Origin of the sequence: Pseudoxanthomonas sp. GM95 (genome assembly GCF_900109775.1) — a bacterium.
In the GTDB taxonomy this organism is placed as follows: domain Bacteria; phylum Pseudomonadota; class Gammaproteobacteria; order Xanthomonadales; family Xanthomonadaceae; genus Pseudoxanthomonas_A.
The window spans coordinates 41,586-63,793 of the sequence record NZ_FOAX01000005.1; the positions used below are offsets into that span (position 1 = coordinate 41,586).

General features: G+C 63.2%; 20 protein-coding genes. 2 read left to right on the forward strand and 18 right to left on the reverse strand.

What is annotated here, in order from left to right:
* Window positions 1-16 precede the first annotated feature (16 nt).
* Both BMZ17_RS19995 and BMZ17_RS20000 read right to left on the reverse strand, forming a co-directional pair.
* On the reverse strand, window positions 17-682 hold the full coding sequence (locus BMZ17_RS19995) for an alpha/beta hydrolase (protein WP_093144102.1): 666 nt from the start codon (window positions 680-682) through the stop codon (window positions 17-19).
* Window positions 679-1,494, reverse strand: coding sequence for a dioxygenase family protein (locus BMZ17_RS20000; protein ID WP_093144105.1), 816 nt, complete (start codon window positions 1,492-1,494; stop codon window positions 679-681). The genes BMZ17_RS19995 and BMZ17_RS20000 overlap by 4 nt, the downstream gene beginning before the upstream one ends.
* A 103-nt stretch (window positions 1,495-1,597) precedes the next feature.
* Here BMZ17_RS20000 and BMZ17_RS20005 point away from each other — a divergent pair, with 103 nt between their 5' ends.
* The gene (locus BMZ17_RS20005) at window positions 1,598-2,512 is read left to right on the forward strand and encodes a LysR family transcriptional regulator (RefSeq protein ID WP_093144108.1); all 915 of its coding nucleotides are present in this window, start codon (window positions 1,598-1,600) and stop codon (window positions 2,510-2,512) included.
* A 69-nt stretch (window positions 2,513-2,581) separates the two neighbouring features.
* On the opposite strand, the gene BMZ17_RS20010 is transcribed toward BMZ17_RS20005, so the two are convergent.
* From BMZ17_RS20010 to salA, 14 genes are all read right to left on the reverse strand, one after another.
* On the reverse strand, window positions 2,582-3,859 hold the full coding sequence (locus BMZ17_RS20010; protein ID WP_093144111.1) for a carbohydrate porin: 1,278 nt from the start codon (window positions 3,857-3,859) through the stop codon (window positions 2,582-2,584).
* A complete protein-coding gene (locus BMZ17_RS20015; protein ID WP_093144114.1) occupies window positions 3,856-5,265 on the reverse strand; it encodes a c-type cytochrome in 1,410 nt (469 codons plus the stop codon). The genes BMZ17_RS20010 and BMZ17_RS20015 overlap by 4 nt, the downstream gene beginning before the upstream one ends.
* Window positions 5,262-6,902: a GMC family oxidoreductase gene (locus BMZ17_RS20020; protein ID WP_093144117.1), complete on the reverse strand. Its 1,641-nt coding sequence runs from the start codon at window positions 6,900-6,902 to the stop codon at window positions 5,262-5,264. Before BMZ17_RS20020 ends, BMZ17_RS20015 begins: the two co-directional genes overlap by 4 nt.
* A gap of 71 nt (window positions 6,903-6,973) precedes the next feature.
* Window positions 6,974-7,513: a sugar dehydrogenase complex small subunit gene (locus BMZ17_RS20025; protein WP_093144119.1), complete on the reverse strand. Its 540-nt coding sequence runs from the start codon at window positions 7,511-7,513 to the stop codon at window positions 6,974-6,976.
* Window positions 7,514-7,670: 157 nt separating this feature from the next.
* Window positions 7,671-8,858 (reverse strand): L-dopachrome tautomerase-related protein, encoded by a 1,188-nt coding sequence (locus BMZ17_RS20030; protein WP_093144121.1) that lies wholly within the window; start codon window positions 8,856-8,858, stop codon window positions 7,671-7,673.
* Window positions 8,859-9,007: 149 nt separating this feature from the next.
* Window positions 9,008-10,642, reverse strand: a complete 1,635-nt coding sequence (locus BMZ17_RS20035; RefSeq protein ID WP_093144124.1) for a GTPase — start codon at window positions 10,640-10,642, stop codon at window positions 9,008-9,010.
* Window positions 10,639-11,895, reverse strand: coding sequence for a GTPase (locus BMZ17_RS20040; protein WP_254775497.1), 1,257 nt, complete (start codon window positions 11,893-11,895; stop codon window positions 10,639-10,641). Before BMZ17_RS20040 ends, BMZ17_RS20035 begins: the two co-directional genes overlap by 4 nt.
* A gap of 127 nt (window positions 11,896-12,022) precedes the next feature.
* Complete coding sequence (gene catA, locus BMZ17_RS20045; protein ID WP_093144127.1) at window positions 12,023-12,958, reverse strand: catechol 1,2-dioxygenase; 936 nt, start codon at window positions 12,956-12,958, stop codon at window positions 12,023-12,025.
* Window positions 12,959-13,033: 75 nt separating this feature from the next.
* Window positions 13,034-13,324 (reverse strand): muconolactone Delta-isomerase, encoded by a 291-nt coding sequence (gene catC, locus BMZ17_RS20050; protein WP_093144130.1) that lies wholly within the window; start codon window positions 13,322-13,324, stop codon window positions 13,034-13,036.
* 13 nt (window positions 13,325-13,337) lie between these two features.
* Window positions 13,338-14,522: a muconate/chloromuconate family cycloisomerase gene (locus tag BMZ17_RS20055; RefSeq protein ID WP_093144133.1), complete on the reverse strand. Its 1,185-nt coding sequence runs from the start codon at window positions 14,520-14,522 to the stop codon at window positions 13,338-13,340.
* Between the two features lie 8 nt (window positions 14,523-14,530).
* Window positions 14,531-15,565, reverse strand: coding sequence for a SphA family protein (locus tag BMZ17_RS20060; RefSeq protein ID WP_217645877.1), 1,035 nt, complete (start codon window positions 15,563-15,565; stop codon window positions 14,531-14,533).
* 6 nt (window positions 15,566-15,571) lie between these two features.
* Entirely contained in the window at window positions 15,572-17,023 is a 1,452-nt protein-coding gene (locus BMZ17_RS20065; protein WP_093144259.1) for an aldehyde dehydrogenase, read from the reverse strand.
* Window positions 17,024-17,055: 32 nt separating this feature from the next.
* Window positions 17,056-18,195: an NAD(P)-dependent alcohol dehydrogenase gene (locus BMZ17_RS20070; protein ID WP_093144139.1), complete on the reverse strand. Its 1,140-nt coding sequence runs from the start codon at window positions 18,193-18,195 to the stop codon at window positions 17,056-17,058.
* 57 nt (window positions 18,196-18,252) lie between these two features.
* On the reverse strand, window positions 18,253-19,506 hold the full coding sequence (gene salA / locus BMZ17_RS20075; RefSeq protein WP_254775483.1) for a salicylate 1-monooxygenase: 1,254 nt from the start codon (window positions 19,504-19,506) through the stop codon (window positions 18,253-18,255).
* A gap of 269 nt (window positions 19,507-19,775) precedes the next feature.
* On the opposite strand from salA, the gene BMZ17_RS20080 reads away from it, so the two are divergent.
* Window positions 19,776-20,711: a LysR family transcriptional regulator gene (locus tag BMZ17_RS20080; protein WP_254775484.1), complete on the forward strand. Its 936-nt coding sequence runs from the start codon at window positions 19,776-19,778 to the stop codon at window positions 20,709-20,711.
* Here BMZ17_RS20080 and BMZ17_RS20085 read toward each other — a convergent pair.
* Both BMZ17_RS20085 and BMZ17_RS20090 read right to left on the reverse strand, forming a co-directional pair.
* Window positions 20,656-21,468 (reverse strand): winged helix-turn-helix domain-containing protein, encoded by an 813-nt coding sequence (locus BMZ17_RS20085; RefSeq protein ID WP_175485699.1) that lies wholly within the window; start codon window positions 21,466-21,468, stop codon window positions 20,656-20,658. The two genes, BMZ17_RS20080 and BMZ17_RS20085, sit on opposite strands and share 56 nt — an antisense overlap.
* 75 nt (window positions 21,469-21,543) lie before the next feature.
* Entirely contained in the window at window positions 21,544-22,200 is a 657-nt protein-coding gene (locus BMZ17_RS20090; protein WP_093144145.1) for a hypothetical protein, read from the reverse strand.
* Between the last annotated feature and the right edge of the window lie 8 nt (window positions 22,201-22,208).

Consider the following 22,208-nt stretch of genomic DNA (forward strand, 5'->3'; position numbering starts at 1 on the left):
GTGCTTTGACCAAATGCTACGCCGCCGTCAGCGCTGGCAGGCGCGCATTGACCCATAGGATGAAATCCTGCCGCATTGCTGGCGTCAGCTCGTGATCGGCATCGTAGGACTTGAGTGTGTGCGGTACGCCCAGGCGCTGCAGCAACTGCTGGGCACGTTCGGCAAAGAAATGACCCAGCTTGGAATCGCGGATGCCATGCAGCACCAGGCCGTGCACCTCATGACTGGCGACGTCAGGTGCGATCTCCGGCTCCAGCTCCGGCAGGATCCGGCCGCTGAGCACACCGAAGCCGGCCACCGATGCCGGTGAGCTCAAGGCCACGCTGGCGCTCATGATCCCGCCTTGGCTGAAACCAGCAACCAGGGTGCGTGCCGGGTCGATGTCCAACCGCGCCTGCTGGGCAGCGATGAATTTGATCAACTGGCGGCGACTAGCATCGGCCTGGCCCGGATTGATCTGCGGGCCATTGGCACCGAACTGAACCTGGAAAAAAGCAAACATACCCGGCGCAAGGGTTAGCGGGCTGCGAACCAGAACCACATGCACGTCGGCGGGCAGTTCCTGTGCCAGCGGCCACAGGCTGCGCTCGTTGGCGCCTACGCCGTGCAGCAGCACCACCAAGCCGCGGGGCGTGCCGACCGCAGCACGTTCGATGAAGGTCAATGTGTTGTCGTTGTTCATGCTGCCACCTTCGCCGGAACGGCGTCGTCGAATCGATAGATGTCCATGGCCAGGAAGCCTGCATCGATGCCGGCATCGATGCGGGTAGCCCGGAAGTTTTCGCCTGCCGCACCCATGGCCACGTAGATCGGCTGCCAGTGCTCATCGGTGGGATGGGCGCGCTCAGCAGCAGGCGCCTGACGGCGGTAGTCGAGCATCGCGGCCACGTCGCCGGCAGCGAGCTTGCGCTCGACCCAGTCGATGTAGGGCTGCACATATGGCGCCTGCTTGCCTTCGCTGTAGCTTCGCCAATCGTGCAAATTGTGGGTGATGCTGCCCGATCCGATCACCAGCACGCCTTCGTCGCGCAGCGGCGCCAGCGCGCGACCCACCGCCAACTGGTGTTCGGGGCCGGCCATTGGCTGGATCGAGACTGGCACCACGGGAATATCCGCATCGGGATACAGCAGGCGTAACGGTACCCACACACCGTGATCCAGGCCGCGCTGTTGATCGATATGCGGATTCAGGCCAGCAGCCTGCAGCAACCGGGTCACGCGCTGGGCAACCTCAGGCGCTCCGGGCGCCGGGTACTGGAGCTCGAACAGCGCCTGCGGAAAGTTGCCGAAGTCGTGGATCGTTTCGGGCTGGTCGTGGCCGCCGACCAGCGGCGCGCGCGCCAGCCAGTGCGCCGAGGCCACGACGATCGCCTTGGGCCGCGGCAGGTCGCGGGCCAGCTCGGCCAAACGCACGCCGACCAACTTAGGGTCCAGAGCCGTCATCGGCGAGCCGTGGGAGATGTAAAGCGAGGGCAGACGGGTGGCGGTGTTCACGACAAGGCCTGTGCCAGAAAGGAACTGAGGCGCGCAGACTATTGCGCCGTTGGTAGCCGATAAACTCCGCTGAAGGCCAGAATTTATTGCGAGAGGAGAAACAATGGACACGATCGAAGCGATGCGGGTGTTTGCCACGGTGGTCGAGCGCAGCGGGTTCTCCGCCGCTGCCGACGCGCTGGACATGTCCACGCCCAGCGTCACCCGCCACGTGGCCTGGCTGGAACAGCGCCTGGGCACGCGCCTGCTCAACCGCACCACCCGCCACGTCAGCCTGACCAGCGCCGGCGCGGCCTATCACGAGCGCTGCCTGAAGCTGCTGGCCGAGTTTTCGGCCACCGAGGCGGCGGTCACCGCGCAATCGCTGGAACCCTCGGGCACGCTGCGGGTCAATGCCCCGGTGAGTTTCGGCATTGCCCGCCTGGGAGACCTGATGGCCAGCTTCAGCCAGCTGCATCCGCAGGTCACCGTGGACCTGGACCTGTCCGACCGCCTGGTGGATCTGGTGGAGGAAGGCTACGACGTGGCCATCCGCATCACCCGCCAGCCGGCCGGCTCGCTGATTGCCCGGCCCTTGGCCGAATCGGCGATGGCGCTGTGTGCCTCCCCTGGCTACCTCAAACGCGCCGGCACGCCGCAGTCACTGGCCGCCTTGGCCGAACACGGCGTGCTGGGCTATCGCTATTGGCAAGGCGGCGACGAATGGCGCCTTGAGGGTCCAGACGGAGAGGAATCGGTGCGCGTGCGCGAACGTCTGCGCGCCAACAACGGCGACGTGCTGCGAGAGGCCGCCATCGCCGACATGGGCATCATCCTGCAGCCGGATTTCATCGTTGGCGAAGCCATCGCCGATGGCCGCCTTGTCCAGTTGCTGCCCACCTATAAGATCCCGCCGATAAAGATCTTCGCGGTGTACGCCAGCCGCAGCCACTTGGCGCCCAAGGTGCGCAGCTTCATTGATTTTCTGGTTGAGTCCTTCGGCAACAGCGAAAATTGGTCACGCACGCCTCAGGCCTGAACAACGCGGCATACGAATCACCGATGCTCGCCTCGCCTCGCCGCCCACGCTCGCTCAGCGAGGGTCGATCTAGAGAGTTAGCTGCGCCTGTAGTGTAAAGACCCAGCTGTCCGGACGGCTGTCATAGCCACTCGGTCGCGCCACGTACTGCACCGAGGGGCGCAAGACCATCCACCGGGTGACCTGCACACCGTAGTTCAGCTCAACGAACTGCTCATCGGTCTGCATTTCCTTGCCGCTTAGACGCTGGTAGTTGGCCAGCCGATTGGAGATGTCCAGGCGATTCCAGGCCAAGCTCAGCGCATCGTCCTCACGCGAAGCAACCAGACCGCGCCAGCTCACGCCAGCTTCCCACGAGTATCTCAGCAGGCCCGTCTTGGCATCGGCCTGGGTGGCCACGCCAAACACCGACAGACCGCGCACGGTATCCCCGGAAGGCTTCCACACACGCTGCGCCGCCTGCGCGTATGAGCCGCTGCGATGGGAGGCTTTTGGCGCAGTTGGATCGCCGATATCCGCGGCGTTGGAGGTATCTAGGTAGTAGCCGACCTTGTAGGTGCCGGTGTAGTCGTTCGCGGTCTTGCCATGGGTAAAGCCCACTTCTACGGGCAGAAAAATGCCGGTCTTGCCCTCTGCAGAAACCCGGAAGCCGTTTCCTGCCTGTTTACGGGTCGGATTGACATCGTAAACGCCGGTCTGTGCATACCAGCCCGACGGATCGGCCCACTTGACCCGCAGGCCCCACTGACCGGTCGGATTGTCCAGCCAGCCCGAACTGTAGATCGGCCCCAGCGGATGGCCGCACTGGCCGTTGTTGTTGAAGTTGCAGGTGTACGGCAAGCCACCGAAGTCGTTGCCCATCGAATAGAAGCCGCCCTTCAGGCTGAGCCGCTTGGCCAGGAAGAAGCGCTCGTAAGACAGTTCGTTGAAGCGCAGGTTCTGACCCTGGCCCCAGAAGGCCTGGTTCTGGATGTACGAACCGGTTGAGCGGTCATTGACGGCGTTGCCGAATCGATCTGACAACACCACACGCATCGTGCCGTCGAATCCGAACAGTTTGCCGGTGTCGATTACCGCGCCCAGGTCGATGTGCTCGGCGGTGGACCAGCCGCTGCCGCGATAACCATCGCTGTTGATGCCGCTGGCCACCACGATGCGCGCGGTCGGGGTGATGCCGCGATCCTGCAGCCACAAGCGTGCGGCCCAGTTGGCGCTAAGCGGGGTCTGGGTGATGGTGTCGACCGACTTGGGCTTGGCCTTGGTGGCGTCGCTGTCGGCGGCCTGTGCCGATAGGCTGGTGGCAGCGGCCAGCAGTCCAGTGGCGATTAGGGAATACGAACGGTTCATGCGGAAGCCTTGTTGTGCTTATTTTTGTTCTTTTCGGCGCGGGCACGGCGGACCAGTAGCACCAAGGCCAGCAGCACCAGCACGCCGATGATCACGGCAGGCAACATCAGACGCGGTACTGATGCCAGCAGCGGCTTGTCGCCACCGGCGCGCATATGCGCGACCTGTTCTGCGGTGACCTGATCGCCAGGACCAAAGTTGGTGCGTACGTAGGTCGCCACTGAAGCCACTTCGGCATCGGTCAGTGGCTGCACATGCGAGCCTTCCGAAAAATGCGGCATTAATACGTGCTCGCCGCCCACTTCGCGATCCACGCCCTTGGCGATGGCGGCTAGCAGGTTTTGCGGGCGGGCCAGGCCCACCGTGGTGTTGTGTACCAACGAGGGGTAATACCCGTCCTTGCTGCCTTCGCCATGAGCGCCGTGGCAGCTGGCGCACAGGCCCGAATACAGCACGCCTCCGGAGGACGGAGAGGCGTCGGTGCCACGCACCGGCTGCTCACCTGGCGCCTTAACCGCATCACCCCAGGCAAAAGCGGCCTTACTTGCACCGGGCTCAGCCACGGCCGGTACGCTGCGCATGTAGGCCACGATGGCCGCGATGTCCTCGTCGTGCAGTTTGGACAGGCTGTTGGTCACCGCCTCAGCCATGCCGCCGCCCGCCTGGGCCAGGCCATGCACGCGACCGGTCTTCAGGTATTGGGCTAGCTGAGCATCGCTCCAGCCGCCAATGCCGCCGATCTTGTCGGAGGTGATGTTGGGCGCATACCAGTCGCCCAGCGAGCCACCGGCAAAAGCCTGGCTGCCCACTTCCTGCATCATCAGCCCGCGCGGCGTATGGCAGCTGGAGCAGTGCTCCAGACCTTCGACCAGATACGCGCCGCGATTCCACTGTGCGTCCTTTGACGGATCGGGCTTGAAGGTGGCCTTGTCCAGGTACAGCAGATTCCACACCGCCATTGAAGCGCGGATGTTGAACGGGAACGGCAGGTCGGTCTGACGCGCCTCGGCATCGACCGGCTTCACGTCCTGCATGAAGTAGGTGTACAGCGCATGCACGTCTTCATCGGTGAGCTTGGCGTACGAGGTGTACGGCATGGCCGGATACAGATGCGCCCCATCCTTACGCACGCCCTCGCGAACGGCCTTGGCGAAATCGGCTTCGCTGTACTTGCCGATGCCGTGGGTCTTGGAGGGCGTGATGTTGCTGGCCCAGATGTCGCCCAGCGGCGAGGTGATCGCGTAGCCACCTGCATAAGGCTGCCCGCCCTTGGGTGCGGTATGACACGCCGCGCAGTCGGCGGCCACCGACAGGTAACGACCGCGTTCGACCGTGTCGTCCGCACGGGAGACCTGGCTGGTCGCCGCCAGCAGCAAGGTCACGGCACCGAGGAAGAGTTTATTCATGCCGCACGCTCGATGGCATCAGCCGCGCGCAGAGCCAGCGCCGCCATGGTCAGGGTGCTGTTGACGACGCTGGCAGAGGCCATCGCGCTGCCACCTGGCAGGTACAGGTTGGGATGGTCATGCGCACGGCAGTCGCCATTGACGACCGAGTCGCGCGGGTCCGAGCCCATGATCGTCGAGCCCATAATGTGGTTGTTGGCGTTGAGCGCGGTGGTGATGACGAACTCTTCAGCATTGAACAGCGAGCCGATGTGGCGCAGCTGCTCGCAGGACTTGTCGTAGCCCTTGCGTGCGTACTCACCCAGCGAGTAGTGGATGTCCGGGCAAGCCAGACCATGGCCGTCCACGCGGGTCTTGGATAGGGTCAGGCGGTTGTTCGGATCAGGCAGCGGCTCCAGGCTGATGGACAGGTCCACGCCATAAATCGAGCGGCGGCGGATCTCCGCATCAAGTGCCTCACCCACCAACCCCATTTTCAAGGCTTGGTCGGTTGCCGCAGCCACCCGGCTGATGTTGTTGAGGATGATCTTGGTCGAGGAGTATTCCAAGCGGAACGCGCCATCGCGTGGACCCACCATGCAGCTGGACTGCGCTGGGCCGCGGCCCAGCCACATCGGCCGGTCGGCGATGAATGAGCAGTGGAAGCCGGAGTGGTCCAGCATGTTGCGGCCGACCTGGTCGGAAGAGTTGGCAATGCCGTTCGGATTCTGTTCGTTAGCGGCCAACAGCAGCAGGCGCGGGGTTTCCAGCGCGTTACAGGCGATCACGAACTGCCGGCCGGTCGCCTTGTGGCTGACCTTCTTGTTGTCATACCAGTGCACGGCGGTGACGCGGTTCTGCGCATCGGTGTCGATGCGGTAGGCCACCGATTCGTCCAGCACCTTGGCGCCGGACTGCTCGGCGGCTTCGACGGTGTGGATGCCGTTGTACATCGCACCGATCGGGCAGATCGGCTGGCAGTTGTTGTTGCCGCAGCAGGCCGGGCGATCGTTCCACGGCCGGACCATGCGGCCCTGCGGGATCGGCACCAGGTTGTAGCCGTGCGGATTGACCACCTCGGCAAAGGCCTTGTCGCCGTTACCCCAGGGGATCATGTCGGCCAGGTACGGCTTGGAGCGCTCGGAGGGGCTCTGCTTGGCCGGATCATTCGGGCCGGAGACACCCATGGCTTCTTCGGCGCGGCAGTAGTACGGCTCGATGTCGTCGTAGCTGATCGGCCAGTCGCGGCCCACGCCGTAGGTGGACTGCATCTTGAAATCCACCGGCAGGTGACGCCAGCACGAGGCGGCCCAGTGCCATGTCGTGCCACCGACGGCCTTGATGAAGCCCTGCCGGAAGCTGCTGGCATCCGGACCGCTCAATGCGACGTAGTCATTAGCTGGGTAATAGAGCGGCGCGGTCGCGAACGGCGACTGCGGGTAAGGCCCTTGGAAGTCACTGCCGAGTCGGCGTTCGAAGCTGACGTTGCGCCAGTTCTCGACCACGTCCGAGCGGTTCAACCGCGGGCCGGCCTCCAGGACCAAGACGGACTTGCCGGCGCGGACCAGCTGGTTGGCGATGAGGGCGCCGACGACGCCGGAACCGACGATCACGACGTCGGCATCGGCATCGCCGTCATGGAAAGTGGGCACTTTCATGGAGAGCAATTCCAGGTTTTCAGATAAAGGGACCTGCGCGGATTAGCCGTGCAGGGATCACGAACGTGGGATCAGGCCTGGCCACGCAGCGGCGCAGGCGCCGGTGCGACCCACCAAGCGGGGCCGCCCATGGCGTAGGTTGGCGGCGACAGGCCATCGTCGGCCGGACGCTGCATGAGCGCGTCGCGATAGGCCACGGTGACAGCCTCGATGCCCTTGCCGACGGTGCCGGTGTACCAGGCAGCGATGATGGCCAGCGCCGCCGGCTTGGCATCGCCTGCGGCCTCGACCAGCGTGGCTGGCTCGGTGTAGGTGCCGGCCAGCAGTGCCAGGGCGGCAAACTGCGCGTGCAGCTCGGGCTGGAGTTTTGCGAATGCCGCATCGATGCGACCGGCAGTGACCGGATTGAGATCGGCCTTGCCGGTCAACGTCTGAGAAAGGCGCAAAAATTTACCGTCAGTGGCGGGCAATGCTTCAGGAGTGCCGGCGGCGGTCAGCGCATTGCCGCCAAGGGCCACTAAGAATGCGACCGAGCCCGCTCCCACCAAAAAGTCTCGGCGGGTCAACGACTCCAAGCGCTTATTTTCAGAGCCGGTGGTGAGAATGTTCATGCGGTGGGTTACCCGATGGTTGCCTGCGCAAATATTACAAAGACGCCACGTTCGCCATCCGCATTTCATGCTGAATTTTCGTCAGCTCTTCAGGCGATAACGCGCCTCAGCGGAGCAAATAAGCTTCTTCATGGACGAAATCCGGGCAATGCTCCGATTATCGGCCGCCTTTTACATTCAGCGCCTTTGAGGCATCGACAGACGGTGGCGCGTCAATCGGCGCGCGTACCAGGAGATAAGGCGGCTTTCGCAAGTCTCGACCGCCATTGAAGCCGGGCAGACGATCCCACTGCCCCAGCGTCACATAGACGTACTTATCAGTGGTGGCAATGCCATCGGGCCAGACGATGCGCGGGTCGCGGACCACCGTGTCCAGGTGTCCGTCGGGCCAGAGCCGGAGGATGGCATCGTGCTCTCCGTCGGTGATGTAAAGGCGACCCTGCGCATCACTAGCCATGCCATCGGCAAAGCCCTTCTCGCCCAAATCGCTGACCGCCGAAGCCAGCGTGGCTTCGCTAGTGTCGAAATCGGACAGCACCGAGGTGGGAATGCTGTACAGCGCCCGGCTGGTCAATGGCGCGAAATACAGCGTCTGCGAATCCGGACTCAGCGTAATCGCGTCTGTGCCACCGACCGGGAATGTCGGATGCCTGGCGTCGTAGCGCATCGGCTTGCCATCCAGGATCGCCACGAACCCTGCCTGCGGCTGTGTCGAGACGTGGTGTGCCAGCACGCGACGCTGGCGCCCGCTGGCCAGGTCGACCACCACCAAGGCCGGCGAAGTGCCGAAAGACGAATCGCTGATGTAGGCAGTGCCCTTGCTGCCGTGGGTGAGGTCCACACGCAGGTCGTTCATGTGACTGTCCTGCAACAGCGCCGGCGCCTTGAGCGCCACGCTGGCGATCACCTGGCCGCTATCCGGGTCGAAGCCGACGACTTTGGCCGCACCGTCCGGGATGCCGTCGATGCCGGCGCGCTTGCCATCGTCGATGACCCACAGGTTGCCGCGGGTGTCGGTGGTCATGCCGTGTACCGACACCAGCCACTGCGCCACTGGCGCCTGCGACGGCAGGCTCATCGCGGTCGAGGGAAACGGCACCAGCTCGCCGTCGACCAGCTCACCCAAGGTCATGCCAGTGTGGTTCTCGGCATGCCGCGGGAAGCCGACGAACACACGGCCCTTCGGAGTGACCGCGATACCCGATGGTCCGGGTCCATTGAACCGGGCAACGACTTCAAGCGATCCGGCCGGCGTGGCGGCAGGGTCGCTCGCGTCATCGGCAAAAGCGGCGGGAATGCACAACGCCAGCGCGCAGCCAGCGGACAATAGCAGGGATGTTTTCATGGGGAGTTCTCGCACATCGTGCGCCGCCAACCGGCGGCGGTGGGGGCGACCATTGTGCAAAACCGCGCGTCGATGTCAGGCGATCAACGGTGCTGGCTTGACGCAAAGACAGCAACGCTCAGCCATGCCGTGCATGCGTGCAGCGCCCGCTAGCGCGCGACAGGTGGCGCCGCCTGTGTATCGCCGGCCCTGCCACCGCCACGAAACCGGGCCCCGATCAGGGCAAGCTCGGCAGTGCGTTCGCAGATGCCGGCTTCAAAAGCGATGAGCGCATCCAGCGTTTGCTGCAGGCCTGCGCCCATCTGCGTGCCCACAGCCTGGACGAGGACCTGCAGACGTTCGACCAGCCCTTCTTCCAGCGCGGTCTGCATTCGCTCGTGACTGATGCCAATGATCGGCGCCGACGCGGCATCGGTCCCCCCGCCTGCTCCGGCCTCTGCGACCGGCTCGGCAGACAGCACGTCGTAACGGGCGCGTGCGTTGATCGCGATCGCCGCGTCCAGCTCGGGAAGTTCAATCCGATAGTCGCGGAAATTCGCCATCAACTGCCGCGCGAAGGCATCCCGCAGCTGGTCCGACACAGCCTGGACTGCCGCTTCAGTGTTGCGGCTTTCGGCATGCAGTTCCAGCGTGTCGTGGAGCTGCAGGATCACCGCTCGCGCGGCATCGGTCCGCAGTCGCTCCAGCCGCGGGGCAAGCGTGCCCTGCTCCTGCTGAAGGCTTTGGATCATGGCGTTGACCTTGTGCAGCAAGTCCGCCTCGAGGCTGCCGACCACGCATTCCTCGAAATGGTGAAGCTGCATGGCGAACGGCTTGCCGCCCTTGTAGTGCAGGGCGCTGTCCACCAGCGTATCGAGCGCGGCGCGCAGGCCACCGAATCCCGCCTCGTCCAGCCCATCGGGTGAATCGGCATACACCTTGGCGGCATGGACCGACACCGACAGCGGTTGGCGCAGCAGCCCTTCGTCCACACCCAGCTGCCGGAGCTTTTCGGCGGAGCGCTGTGCAACGTCCCGCTCCTGCAGTGCGCGGCGCTCTGGACACTTGTTGCACAGCACCTTTTTGATCTGTCCGTCGATCTCGTCCTCGTCGAAGACATCGCTGCGCGTCAGCACCGGCTGCAGCGGCTTGCCGCGGTGCAGCTCGCGCGAGAGCTCCTCAAGTTCCTGGACCTGTCCAGGCGCGGTCGAGCTGGTGAGCCACAGCATGCCGTCGGCGCAATCGGTGAAGCGCAGCGTGAGCGCAGCATTTTCCGCGGTCGCCGAATGCAACCCCGGCGAATCCAGCAGCACCAGCCGTTGGCCCAATACGACGCCCTGCAGACGGGCGGTCGTTTCGGTCACGCCCTCGACCAGACGCTCGGCGGTGTCTATGACCTGGCCTTCCACGACATGGAAGTAGCGCACCGCCGCGCCCTGGGCACGGGCCTGGTCGGCCAGGAAGTTGCACAGCGAGCTCTTGCCGGCGTTGAACTTGCCGAACACCAGCAGCATGCATGTGTCGTCGAACGCCTCGGCCAGCAGCCGCGCGGCGGTTAGGCGGTCCCACTGATGCTGCCACATGCCTGGCAGGCGCGCGATCAGCGTCTTCAGCTCGACCATCCCACCGGCCAGGGCACTGCCTTCGCCCAGGAACGTCAGCTCCACGCGGAGCGACTGCAGGTCCTGCTCCAGCGTGCCGTACCACCGGTCTAGCTCGCAACGATCGAGCGGCGACGGCGTCTGGCCAGTGTCAACAATGGGCGCTTCCGTGTCGCCGGCCTGCGGGCATAGCATCGCGGTCATGCCTGTGCCTCCAGCCACTGCAGCGCGGCGGCCGCGCACGCCGCCTTATCGCGCGCGTCGACCGCGGCGGTGATCAGCTCTGCCAAGGCCAGGCGGTCCTTGGATATCTCGTAGTAATGGGTGAATCGCGCTTGCAGATGCGCGCGACCCGGCTCCGCGCAATAGATCCGGCGCATGTCCTCCAGATACTTCACTGAGATCCCAAGCACCGCGACCATGACCGTGTTCAAGCTGGACGCCACGCAGCCAGGTGACGGCGGCAGCTCCTCAACCCCATGGCCAACGAGATAGCTACTGATCCGTCTGTTGACCTTGGTCAGCGCCAACTGCTGGCGCGCGCGTTCGAGCTTGCCGGCTGTGACCTGGAAGCGCTCCTCGTGCGTGTCGGGACGCAATGCATCGTCGGGACCGGGATGGTCAAGCAGCTCCTGGATCTCGTCCCTGGCCTTGTCCAGGACCTCTGACAATCCTGTGGAAAATGCAGCCGCCTGCGTGACCTGGGTCTCCAGTAGCGTAGCCAGGGCCTGATTGCGCGCATGCTGCAAGGTGCCTACTTCCTCGCGAACGTCGGCATGTCGCAGCGCGACTTCATACTTGCGCGCTTCGGGCACTAGCGCGCAGGCCGCTTGCAGTGCCTCCTTCAGGGCGGGGATACCGCTGCGTGCTACTAGCAGCGCCTTGCCGCCTTCCATGCCCCTGCTGTAACGGACCGAGGACGTCAGGTGCACCGGGACATGCGGTGCCTGCGTGGCCAGCGCGTCGGTCACATGCGCCAAGTGGGTTTCATCCTCGAGCTGGTCGACCTGCGACAGTATGAAAAGCGTCTGCCGCCGGGTCCGCTGGTCGTCGGCATCGAGCTGACCAAGCAGCTGCCGCTCACTGTTATCCAGCTCGCCTTCCTTGGCCGCGTGAACCAGCAAGCGTATGTCCGAGCGCTGCCAGGCCGCGGTCAACGCTTCGCGGTCGTCGCCGCTTGCGACATCGGCATCGAGTCCGGGGGCATCCAGCCAGCGCACGCCGGCAGCCAGGTGCTCGGACAGGGCAATGGTCTGGCGTTTATCCGCCACGTCGAAGGCGCTGGCACCGCACAGCACGTTGAGCAGGCTCGACTTGCCATGGTTGTACTTGCCGATGACGGTGACGATCGGCGTCCCGTCTACCCGGGCGAGGATCTTCAGTCGCGCCAAGTCGTCAGACCGTCCTGGCAGCAACGACAGGATCGCGGTTTCCGCGTCCGTCCTATCCAAAAACACGTTCAAGGCAACTCCTTACAGGAGGCCGGGATGCTTGCGCTCCCACCGGGCCACGCCAATGCCGGTCTCATTGGAAACAAGGCAGGCGGACGCTCGGCCCGCTTGCCTTCTGTACCGTCTGGACTGATCAGGCCGCAACGCGCGCACGTTGGACGGCTTGGTTGTCTTCCCCATTCACCAGCTCGGTCAGGTGAAAATCGAAGAGGATCTCGTCGAATGCCTCTCCCATCTCCACACCATTAACCGGAGATCCGCCGGTGTGCTGCTTGATTTCCGGCACTAGTCCATTGCGCGTTGCAAAGGCGAAGTCGTCATTGACCAGCGGATCACCCGCGATATTGATCTGGGTGGTCAGCTTGCGGTGTCCGTCACCGCTGACGAAGAAATGGATGTGGGCCGGGCGCTGACCATGGCGCCCCAGCGCGAACAGCAGCTGCTCTGTCGGGCTGCCTGGCGGCACGCCATAGCCCTTGGGCACGATGCTGCGGAAGCTGTAATGACCTGCCTCATCGGCTATCAGGGTCCGGCGCATGTTGAAGGGACCCTGTACACCGGTTGGATCGAAGTGTGAGTAGAAGCCTCGCGTATCACAGTGCCAGACCTCAACCACGGCGCCAGGCAGGGGCTTGCCATCAGCGCCATGAACCGTGCCATGCATGAGCAGCGGCGTACCATTGGTGTCCCGACCGTCGTCCAAGCGTGCGTGTCCGTGCACGACAGGGGCACCGGCAACATATAGCGGGCCTTCGATCGTGCGCGGGGTCTCACCATCGATGCCCAGCGCTGCGTCCTTGGCGTCCAGGCGCAGGTCCAGGAAGTGGTCCAAGCCAAGCCCGGGCGAGATCAAGCCAGCCTGACCTGCTGTGCCCAGGGCATTGATCCACGCGATGCCAGCCCAGTACTCGTCCGGCGTGATGTCCAGCTCATCGATGGCCTTGAACAGATCGGTCATGAATCGATGAATGATGGCCTTGATGCGTGGATCACCCTCAGGCTTATCCAGTCCGCTCACGGTCTTGAGGAATTCTTGGACTTGCGGACGATCGAAAATATTGACGTTCATTGCTGTCTCCTTCATGGGTCGCATGTGCTGCCTGGTGCGCCGTGCTATAGGCACACACCGGATTTGCGGGTTGTTTCAGCGGTCGTCGTGATGGACCGATGACGGGTGTCGGCACAACGGGGTCACCGCGATCTGCATGTACGGGAACAGTGGCAGGCTCAGCAAAAGGTCGTGCAGCTCGGTGTTGTCGGCGACATCGAAGATGCTGACGTTGGCGTATTCGCCGACCACGCGCCAAATATGGCGCCACTGGCCCGCGAGCTGCAGGTCTTGGAAACGCGCCTTCTCTTTTGCCTTAAGGTCGGCGGCGATGCCTGGGTCCAGGTCTAGCGGGATGCGGACATCCATGCGTACGTGAAAAAGCATTCCTTGGGATCTCCTAATTCGTGTGTGCCTGCGTTGATACGCTGACGCGCTTGAGGCCGTCGCGCCGGAAATGACCAACCCGCTCCTCATCGAGCGTGATGCCCAGCCCGGCCCCGGTGGGCACAGCGAGCGAGAACTCTTGGTAGTCCAGCGGCTGGACCAGGATGTCCTCGGTGATCAGCAACGGGCCGAAGAGCTCCGTGCCCCACTGGAGCTTGCTGAAGGTCGAGAAGACATGTGCACTAGCGATCGTGCCGAACGCGCCTTCGAGCATCGTCCCGCCATACAGGCCGATGCCAGCCGCGTCTGCGATTGCGGCCACGTGCTGGGCGGCGAATAGGCCCCCGCTCTGCTCGATCTTGACCGCAAACACGTCGGCTCCTTGGACCCTGGCTAGATCGAACGCCGAATCTGGGCCGGTCAACGATTCGTCAGCCATCAGCGCGACTGGAAAACGGCGCATCAGGCGCGCCATCGCCGAAGCCGAGCGCACCGGCTGCTCGACCAGCTCACAGCCGGCATCGGCCAGTGCGGCCATGCCAAAGGCCGCTTCCTGCTCGCTCCAAGCCATGTTGACGTCCACTCGGACCGAAGCACGCTCGCCCAGCGCCCGCTTGATAGCAGCTACGTGCGCGATATCGTCTTTGACCGCTCGCGCACCGATCTTCAGCTTGAAGATGTTGTGCCGGCGCAAGTCCAGCATCCTCTCAGCCTCGGCGATGTCGCGTGCGGTATCACCCGAAGCCAGCGTCCATGCCACGGGTAGACGATCGCGGCGGCGGCCACCCAGCAGCTCGGAGACCGGTAGCCCGACACGCTGGCCCTGCGCGTCAAGCAGCGCCGTTTCAACTGCGGTCTTGGCGAACCGGTTGTCCTTGACCATACGGCCGACCCGATCCATCAACAGAGGGATGCGACTAGCCCCCTGGCCCAACAGGACGGGGGCGAAGTAGGTATCGATCGCCACCTTCATGCCTTCCGGGCTTTCGGCCCCGTAAGCCAAGCCCCCGATAGTGGTGCCTTCGCCGATGCCGACGATGCCGTCGCTGCAGTGGATACGCACCAGCATCAGCGTCTGGCCGACCATCGTAGTCACCGACAGCTTGTGCGGCCGGATCGTGGGCAGATCGACTAGGAAGGTTTCGATCCGCTCAATCACGGGAGCTGGATTTCCCGTTCTGTTGCTGTGCTCTTTCATTGGGGTGCTCAGAATGGAACGATTGCCTTGAACAGGAACTTGTCGCCGCCGAAGCGGTTTTCGACGCTGGTCTCGTGTGCCCATTGGCCGATCAGCGCAACATGGCCGGCGGTGGTGTATTTGATGCTGGGCCCGTAGGCGAAGACCTGGCCGCGACGCCCCGCACTCCAGACATCTGGCACCGCCGCGATGCGGCTACCGTCGACCTTATCGTCGGTGGTTTGCTTGAGGTAGTAGCCGGCCACGCCAAAGCCCCAGCTGCCCAGCGTGCGGCCCACGAGCCAGTCCACGTGTAGTTCATCGCCAGACTGGTAATCGGTGTCATCGTTCTTGGTCTTGATGTTGTACATGAACTTGGCCGAGGCCTCCCAGCCGCTGGCCGGGAGCCAAGAGAAGGCCAAGACCGGCTCAAAAGACCAGTAGTTGGAACCAATGCTGACACGCGGATCGCTCTTGTCGTAGCTGCCGGTCGGCACAAAGATGTCCAGGCCGAACGTGGTATGCAGGTCACCGCGGTGCCAGCCAAGCACCAACGGATCAATGACGATGTCGCCCACGCCAAGCTTGCTGTCGCGTCCACCGAATGCAGGATGGGAGATCGAAAGGTTCACCACTGGCACGATCACGTGGAACGCGTAGTCCGCACCCAGAAGCTTGCTGTCGGTGACGTGCACCCAGCGCAGCGCGTCATAGGTCGCGTTGAGGGTGGCACGCTTGCCGTTCCCAAAATCGACCTTGTTGCCCGATGCGTTACGGAGGTCACCACTCCAGTAGCCTGCGTAGTTGAGGAAGTAGTTGCCTGGCGGTGGCAGTGCACCGGCGGCCCAGCTCTCGGCACCATTGGTGGACTGGTCGCCTCCTTCCTTGGCCAGCGCGGAGGCGGAGACACCCGCAAGCGCGCCCGCTATCAGCAGAATGGTCTTCTTCATCGAATTTACCCGTTGGTTGTACCGCACCTGCACGGCGCGGAGGGCCAGAACGCAAAATGTTTGGCGTGCACACACGCGCCGCCACTCTTTCTCGGACAGTGGCGAAGCGAACACGGGCTGTCAGAACGGGTATGGCTGGTCGGCCGGCTCGACGGTAACCCACTTTATCTCGGTGAACTCCTCGATCACGGCAGAGCCGTCGAAACGTCCATAGCCGCTGTTCTTCATGCCGCCATAGGGCGCCTGTGGCTCGTTCTGTACAGTGGCGCCGTTGACATGCACGCAGCCGGCATCGATGTTGCGCGCCACTTCCAGCGCACGGGTGGTGTCGGAGCCGAATACTGCTGCGGACAAGCCGTAATCGGTGTCGTTGGCCACTCGGATGGCTTCGTCCACGCCGTTGACCCGGACGATGGTGGTAACCGGGCCAAAGGTTTCCTCGTCGTAGATCTCCATGCCAGGCTTGACGTGGTCGACAATGGTGGCCGGCATGACTACGCCGTCGGCAACGCCACCTGCCACGATCTTGGCGCCCTTGGACAGCGCGTCTTCCAGCATGCGATTGATACGTTCGGCGGACGAAGGATTGATCATCGGGCCGATCACGCAGCCCGGTTCCTTGGTCGGATCCTGCGACGACAACGCGCTGGCGCGCGCCGCGAACTTGGCGACGAAATCCTCGGCAACTGCCTGGTCCACCACGAAGCGCTCGGTCGACATGCAGATCTGCCCTTGGTACAGGAACGAACCGAACACCGCAGCATTGACCGCGCCGTCGATATCAGCATCATCCAACACCACGAATGGCGCCTTGCCGCCCAACTCGAGCAGGCAGCGCTTGAGGTGCCTGGCGCTTTCCACCGCGATGGCGCGGCCGACCTTGGTCGAGCCGGTGAAGTTGACCCGGCGCACTGCGCGGTGCGCGATCAGCGCGTTAGTGACGTCGGCGGCATGCTCGGGGCTGGTGGTGAGGAAGTTCAACACGCCTGCCGGAAAACCTGCCTCGTAGAACGCATCGGCCAGCAGTGCGTGGGTGCGCGGGCTCTGTTCGGAGCCCTTGAGTATCACGGTGTTGCCCATCGCCAGCGGGTATGCAATAGCGCGCGTGCCCAAGATGACCGGGCCGTTCCATGGCACGACGCTGAGCACCACGCCGGCCGGCTGGCGCAGGGTCATGGACAGCGTGCCGGGCTTGTCGGTCGGGATGGTCTCGCCGCGGACCTGGGTGGTCAGGCCAGCGGCCTCGCGGATCAGGCCAACCGAGGCCATCACGTTGAAGCCGGCCCACAGCGCCGAAGCGCCGATCTCTTCAGCCATCACGCTGGACAGTTCGCCGATCTTGGCTTCCAGCGCGTCGGCGGCGGCCAGCAGCAGGCGCCGGCGCTCGCCGGGGCCGACCTTGGACCAGGTGGTGAAAGCGCGGGCACTGGATTCGGCAATGCGGGTGGCGTCTTCCACGGTGGCCGAACTGGCGGTGGTGACGGCCTTCTGCGACAGCGGGCTCAGCCGCTGGTAGGTCAGGCCGCTGGCGCCGGCCTGCTTCTTGTTGTCGATGACGAGTTCAACATTCATGGCGAAGATGCCTTTGTTGGTTGGCCGGCCGCTCACGCAGCCATGGAGGAGATACGCAGGATCGGCTTGATCGTCAGGCCTTTCTCGCTGTCTTCCATCGCCTGGTTGATCTGGTCGAATTCGTAGAACTTGCAGAGCTTGTCGAACGGGAAGCGGCCCTGCAGGTAGAGGTTGACCAGCACCGGGATGAAGGTCGAGGCCACCACGTCGCCCTGGACGATGCCCATCACGCGCTTGCCGGGGATCATCACGTCGTTGACGTTGAACGAGGCCTCGGTGCCCATCTTGGTCGCACCCACGATGCCGCAGGTGCCCAGGATGCCCACCGCGTCGATGGCCTGCCGCAAGACTTCGGCGCGGCCCGAGCATTCCAAGCTGTAGTCACTGCCGCCACCGGTGATGGCGCGGATGGCTTCGACCGGATCCTGCTCGCGACTGTTGATGACGTGCGTGGCACCCAGCTCGAGCGCCAGTTCAAGACGCGAGGGCACCACGTCCACCGCGATGATGATCGTGGCGCCGGCCACGCGCGCGGCCATGATGGCGGCAAGGCCGACGGCGCCCGTGCCAAACGCCGCAAAGCTGTTGCCCGCACGCACGCCCAGCGCCTTGAGCACGGCGCCGGCGCCAGTCTGGATCCCGCAGCCGAGCGGCCCCAGCAGCTCAAGCGGCGCTTCCTTGGGCACCTTCACCACGTTGCGCTCGTTGGCGATCGAGTAGTTGGAGAAAGAAGACTGGCCAAAGAAGTGGTCATGCAGCACATGACCGTGCGCATCGCACATGCCGGTGGTGCCATCGGGACGTCCACCGCCGAAATTGAGCGGCGCCATGTTGGAGCAGTGCGCCGGATGGCCGGTTTCGCAAGGCGCGCAAAGTCCACACGACATGTAAGTCATCACCACGTGGTCGCCCGGCGCCACGACGGTGACGTCGGCGCCGACTTCCACCACCACGCCCGAGCCCTCGTGGCCCAGCACGATCGGCAGCGGCGAGGGAAAGAACTGATCGCGGAACACCATGTCGGTGTGGCAGACGCCCGAGGCCACCACCTTGACCAGGACCTCCTTGGGACCAGGAGTCATTACCTGGGCCTGCTCGATGCTCAGCGCGGCGCCCGGCTCGCGCACCACGGCGACGGTAGATGCGTGCTTGGTTTCAGTCAGTTGCGACATTGAAATTTACTCCCGGTTTTTACGATTAAGGGCGTCGTGAGGGCTTGTGCTGCGGCGTCAGGCCACGGATTTTCTATCGGACAGCAGCTGCCTGGCGGCGGTGACATCGCTGTCCAGGTCGTGGTTCCAGATCCAGTCGAATCGGGTTTCCAGAAGCTGCTTCAGCGCGGCCGGGTCACTGCCTGCTTCGGCTGAGCGGAATTCATACAGATCGCCCGCTTCGCGCGAGGTGCGCTGCACCGCGCAAGCGCGCGGCAGGCGAACGTTCTCGTAGGCTGCCAGCAGGCGCGGGACGTCGCTGGCCTGGAGCGAAGGGTCGCCCAACAGCTCGCTGAAGAAGTAGGCATCTTCTAGCCCCTGCCCCGCGCCGGCGCCCTGGTGGGGCAGCATGGCGTGGGCGGCATCGCCGATCAGGGCGACATTGCCGTCGATATAGGCCTCGATCTCGGGAATGTCGTGCAGAGCCCAGATCGTCGGGCGTTCAATGCTGTCGAGGATCACGCGCACCGCATCGCCGCAGCAGCTGAAATCGGCGAGCATTTCTTGCTTGGTCGTCTCGCGGACCCACGGCATGTCGGCAGGCCAGTCGCGATCCTCGGGACGGGTGATGAACGCCACAATGTTGATCAGGGCCCCATGCCTGACCGGGAACGTCAGGATGTGGATGTTCTGCGCCAGGAACATCTGCGGCACGTCGACCATGCGCGGGTCCATACTCCCAGACACGAAGGCCGCACGCAGCGCCGCGGTATCGACCATCCCGCGATAGGCGCGGGTGCCAGAGAACACGGGGTTGGCAGCGGGCTTGCCGCGGCCCTGCAGCACCAGAGGACGCAGCGCGGACTTGATGCCGTCGGCCACGATGATCAGGTCCGCGATATGCGACGTGCCGTCGGTAAAGGTCACCTTCGACTGCATGCCATGGCGTTCGACATGCTTGGCCCGCTTGGAAAAATGGGCGGTGCCAGCGGGCAGTCGCGCTGCCAGCAGCTCCAGAAATTCAGCGCGATGTACCGAGGACTGGCCTGTCGGTGCGGCGACGCTGGACGCGATATGGCGACCGTCATCGGCAAAGCGCCAATCGAACCAGATGTCCTGCCACGGCTCGGGCGTGCGATCGGCCAGGGCCAGGTATTCTTTTTCCAATCCCAGTCCGGCGACGGCACGGACCGCGTTGGGGCCGAACGAAACACCCGCGCCGACCTCGCCAAAACGTTCGGCCGATTCAAAAAGATCCACCTTCAGGTGGTCATGGTTGGCGAGTCCAATGCCCAGTGCGACACCGGCGATGCCGCCGCCGATGATGGCCACGCTCAGCGCGTGGTCAGATCCGCGAGCCGGCGTCTGTGCTTCCGGCGTTGCTTGTGCTGAAGGGGTCACGATCACCTCTCTCTGGCTGGCCAATGCGCATCGATGCAGCTGCGCAGCGGGGCAGATCGTGGTCCTGAGGCCGACTCGTGTCTAAGATAAGTTCTGCCAGGTCATCATGTCGGCCACGACATAGTGTTAACGTATGTCACTGATCGGTAATGTTTGGTGCGTCGCACCATTCCCAATCAAGCTTTTTGGCAATTAGACCAATGACTATCGATATCAAGCAGATCCGCAAGTTCGTTGCCGTCGCTGAGGCCCGCAATTTCACCCGTGCGGCTGAAGTCCTGCACATGACCCAGCCGTCCTTGAGCAAGCAAATCAGCCAGCTAGAAGATCAGCTCTCCACGCTACTGTTCCAACGCGAAAGCAGGCCGATCCGCCTGACCGAAGCAGGCCGCCGCTTTTACGAGGATTCACTGGCAGTGCTTGATCGGATTGAGCAGATGGAGATCACTGCACGCAGACTGGGCTTAAGCAGCAAACGGATCTTCAATGTTGGATTTGTGGCATCAGCCCTCTATGGCGGCCTGCCCACGGTCATGCGCCGATTGATGGAGCAGCGGCCTGATCTGGATGTGCGTTGGCTGGAAATGACCTCGGTTGAGCAGCAGGACGCGCTCCGACGCGGACTGATCGACGTCGGCTTTGGACGGATCATCACTGGCGATGCCTCGGTCAAGCGCGTGATTCTTCGCGAAGAGCGCCTGTTCCTTGCCATCTCGCCTGAACATCGCCTCTCAAAGAAGCGCACAGCTGTTCGGTTACACGAACTGGACGGCTGTGCGCTTGTTGTCTATCCGAGCAAGCCTCGCCCGAGCTTCGCCGACCAGGTCCTGTCGCTGTTGCGCGAACACGGAGCGCGCCCGCAAGAGGTGCACGAGGTCAAGGAATTGCAGACCGCTCTGGCCCTTGTAACGGCAGGTAGTGGTGTCTGCCTAATACCAGCCACCGCACGCCACCTGCGCCCTGCCCTTGTCTATCGCCCCACACAAGACGCCGATGCAGTCAGTCCGATCGTGATGAACTATCGCGCCAAAGACGAAGACCCAGTAATCGAAGTCATCAAGGCAGTGACCCGTAAGCTCTTCAGCGAAGCGCCTGCTTGGCTTGAGCCTGCCTACAATAAGATTCCGCAGTTCTGATGACGCCGCTGCGTTGAAGTTTCGGCAGGGCTGCCAGCCTTCTTGGAAAGTTGGCCTGAAAATTCAAAGCGCGATCGGCCACCAGTTTAAATCCAACACCAGGGACCGTCAGCAGCGTCGGATCACTCGATGCGCCACCCATGGCTTTCCGCAGATTGTAGATGTGGCTGCTGAAAGATTTCTGAGAAAGCTCGGCCTTGCAGTTGAGTGAGCTCATCAATGCCTTCCTCGACACCGGCTCGGGAAAAGCGCGCGCCAGGCAGAGGATCAAACGCCAACTTGTTGGATTCAGCGCAAGGGGACGCCCCCCCATAAGAACCTGATGGGCTTGCACATCGATTTCCAGCGTGCCCACCTGCAGTCTTTCCTGCAGCACCTGTCCCTTGGATCTGCGAAGCAACGCCACGAGCCTCGCATGCAGCTCAGGCATCGCATAGGGAACCGATAGATAGTCGTCTGCCCCTTCTTTCAGTACCTGGACTTTGCGTTCTACACGCTGATCAGACGAGATCCAAAGCAACGGCGCACTGCTCCGGAGCGATTTGCGAAGCTTTCCGATGAATTCGAATCCGCGGGCTTCCTCGACAGGCTCGACCGCCACGATGGCATCGATCTGCCGCACATCAACGGATTGAAATAGCTCGGCCATCTGCATCCATGGCGTGATCCTGAAGGTCCAGCCTTCCGGAACATCCGGAAGCCGGCCGTGTATACCGTCGTTTTCGTCGATGATGAGGAGTAATTTCTGCCTGGACACTGGGAAGCCGTTGACTAGAAAGTGTTGACGCGAGGATTGATGAGGTGTGGAACCGCCTGCTGCCAAGCAACCAACTCAACGCAGGGCATACGGATGCACAGGAGTGTCTTGGGCTGATGACCAAGGTGCTTTGACTTGCTGGTGCACATATGACCATGAGGCCGCTAGGATAAAGGTGTAGCCGAGCAGCTCAGTGCCCTCCTCCACCGCGTTCTTGAACACGCGGATGTAGGCATCACCCAGCAAGCCCTGCCAAAGCGCGGTCATGCCGAAAAGGCGGGAATAGAACAACAGCAGAACCAGCCCCGTCGTGACCCCGGTGCCGCTACGGGATACGAGCAAACGCGCCAGTGCATTGATCGCCCTGCGCACGTCCTGCAGAGCGAAGATGAAGCAGCTCGCTGCAACCACTGCCACCAGTACCTGCCAAAATCCATGGAAGACTAGGTCCCACACTGCGTCCAGTTCCCGGATCAGCATGCAGGCCATGAAGCCAGCGGCCAGCACTGCAAATGCACGGTCACGCGGGTTGTGCCTTGCAAGGTCGACGAAGGCCAGTGTGCTGAACAGCAGGAACAGCTCTTGTGTAATTTCGACCAATGACCATTCCCCCAGATCATCCTTGAGCCAGTGGAGATCGATATAGAGCGCGATCACCGGAAGGCTCACCATCCATGCAAAGAAAGCCGTCCTCATGACGTGGCTGATGATCGTTTTGAGGGCTGTATTCATTTGAGATG

Coding starts and splice junctions, on each gene's coding strand:
- BMZ17_RS19995 (WP_093144102.1), bottom strand. CDS start 682: ATGAACAACGACAACACATTGACCTTCATCGAACGTGCTGCGGTCGGC.
- BMZ17_RS20005 (WP_093144108.1), top strand. CDS start 1,598: ATGGACACGATCGAAGCGATGCGGGTGTTTGCCACGGTGGTCGAGCGC.
- BMZ17_RS20010 (WP_093144111.1), bottom strand. CDS start 3,859: ATGAACCGTTCGTATTCCCTAATCGCCACTGGACTGCTGGCCGCTGCC.
- BMZ17_RS20015 (WP_093144114.1), bottom strand. CDS start 5,265: ATGAATAAACTCTTCCTCGGTGCCGTGACCTTGCTGCTGGCGGCGACC.
- BMZ17_RS20020 (WP_093144117.1), bottom strand. CDS start 6,902: ATGAAAGTGCCCACTTTCCATGACGGCGATGCCGATGCCGACGTCGTG.
- BMZ17_RS20025 (WP_093144119.1), bottom strand. CDS start 7,513: ATGAACATTCTCACCACCGGCTCTGAAAATAAGCGCTTGGAGTCGTTG.
- BMZ17_RS20030 (WP_093144121.1), bottom strand. CDS start 8,858: ATGAAAACATCCCTGCTATTGTCCGCTGGCTGCGCGCTGGCGTTGTGC.
- BMZ17_RS20035 (WP_093144124.1), bottom strand. CDS start 10,642: ATGACCGCGATGCTATGCCCGCAGGCCGGCGACACGGAAGCGCCCATT.
- catA (WP_093144127.1), bottom strand. CDS start 12,958: ATGAACGTCAATATTTTCGATCGTCCGCAAGTCCAAGAATTCCTCAAG.
- catC (WP_093144130.1), bottom strand. CDS start 13,324: ATGCTTTTTCACGTACGCATGGATGTCCGCATCCCGCTAGACCTGGAC.
- BMZ17_RS20055 (WP_093144133.1), bottom strand. CDS start 14,522: ATGAAAGAGCACAGCAACAGAACGGGAAATCCAGCTCCCGTGATTGAG.
- BMZ17_RS20065 (WP_093144259.1), bottom strand. CDS start 17,023: ATGAATGTTGAACTCGTCATCGACAACAAGAAGCAGGCCGGCGCCAGC.
- BMZ17_RS20070 (WP_093144139.1), bottom strand. CDS start 18,195: ATGTCGCAACTGACTGAAACCAAGCACGCATCTACCGTCGCCGTGGTG.
- BMZ17_RS20080 (WP_254775484.1), top strand. CDS start 19,776: ATGACTATCGATATCAAGCAGATCCGCAAGTTCGTTGCCGTCGCTGAG.
- BMZ17_RS20090 (WP_093144145.1), bottom strand. CDS start 22,200: ATGAATACAGCCCTCAAAACGATCATCAGCCACGTCATGAGGACGGCT.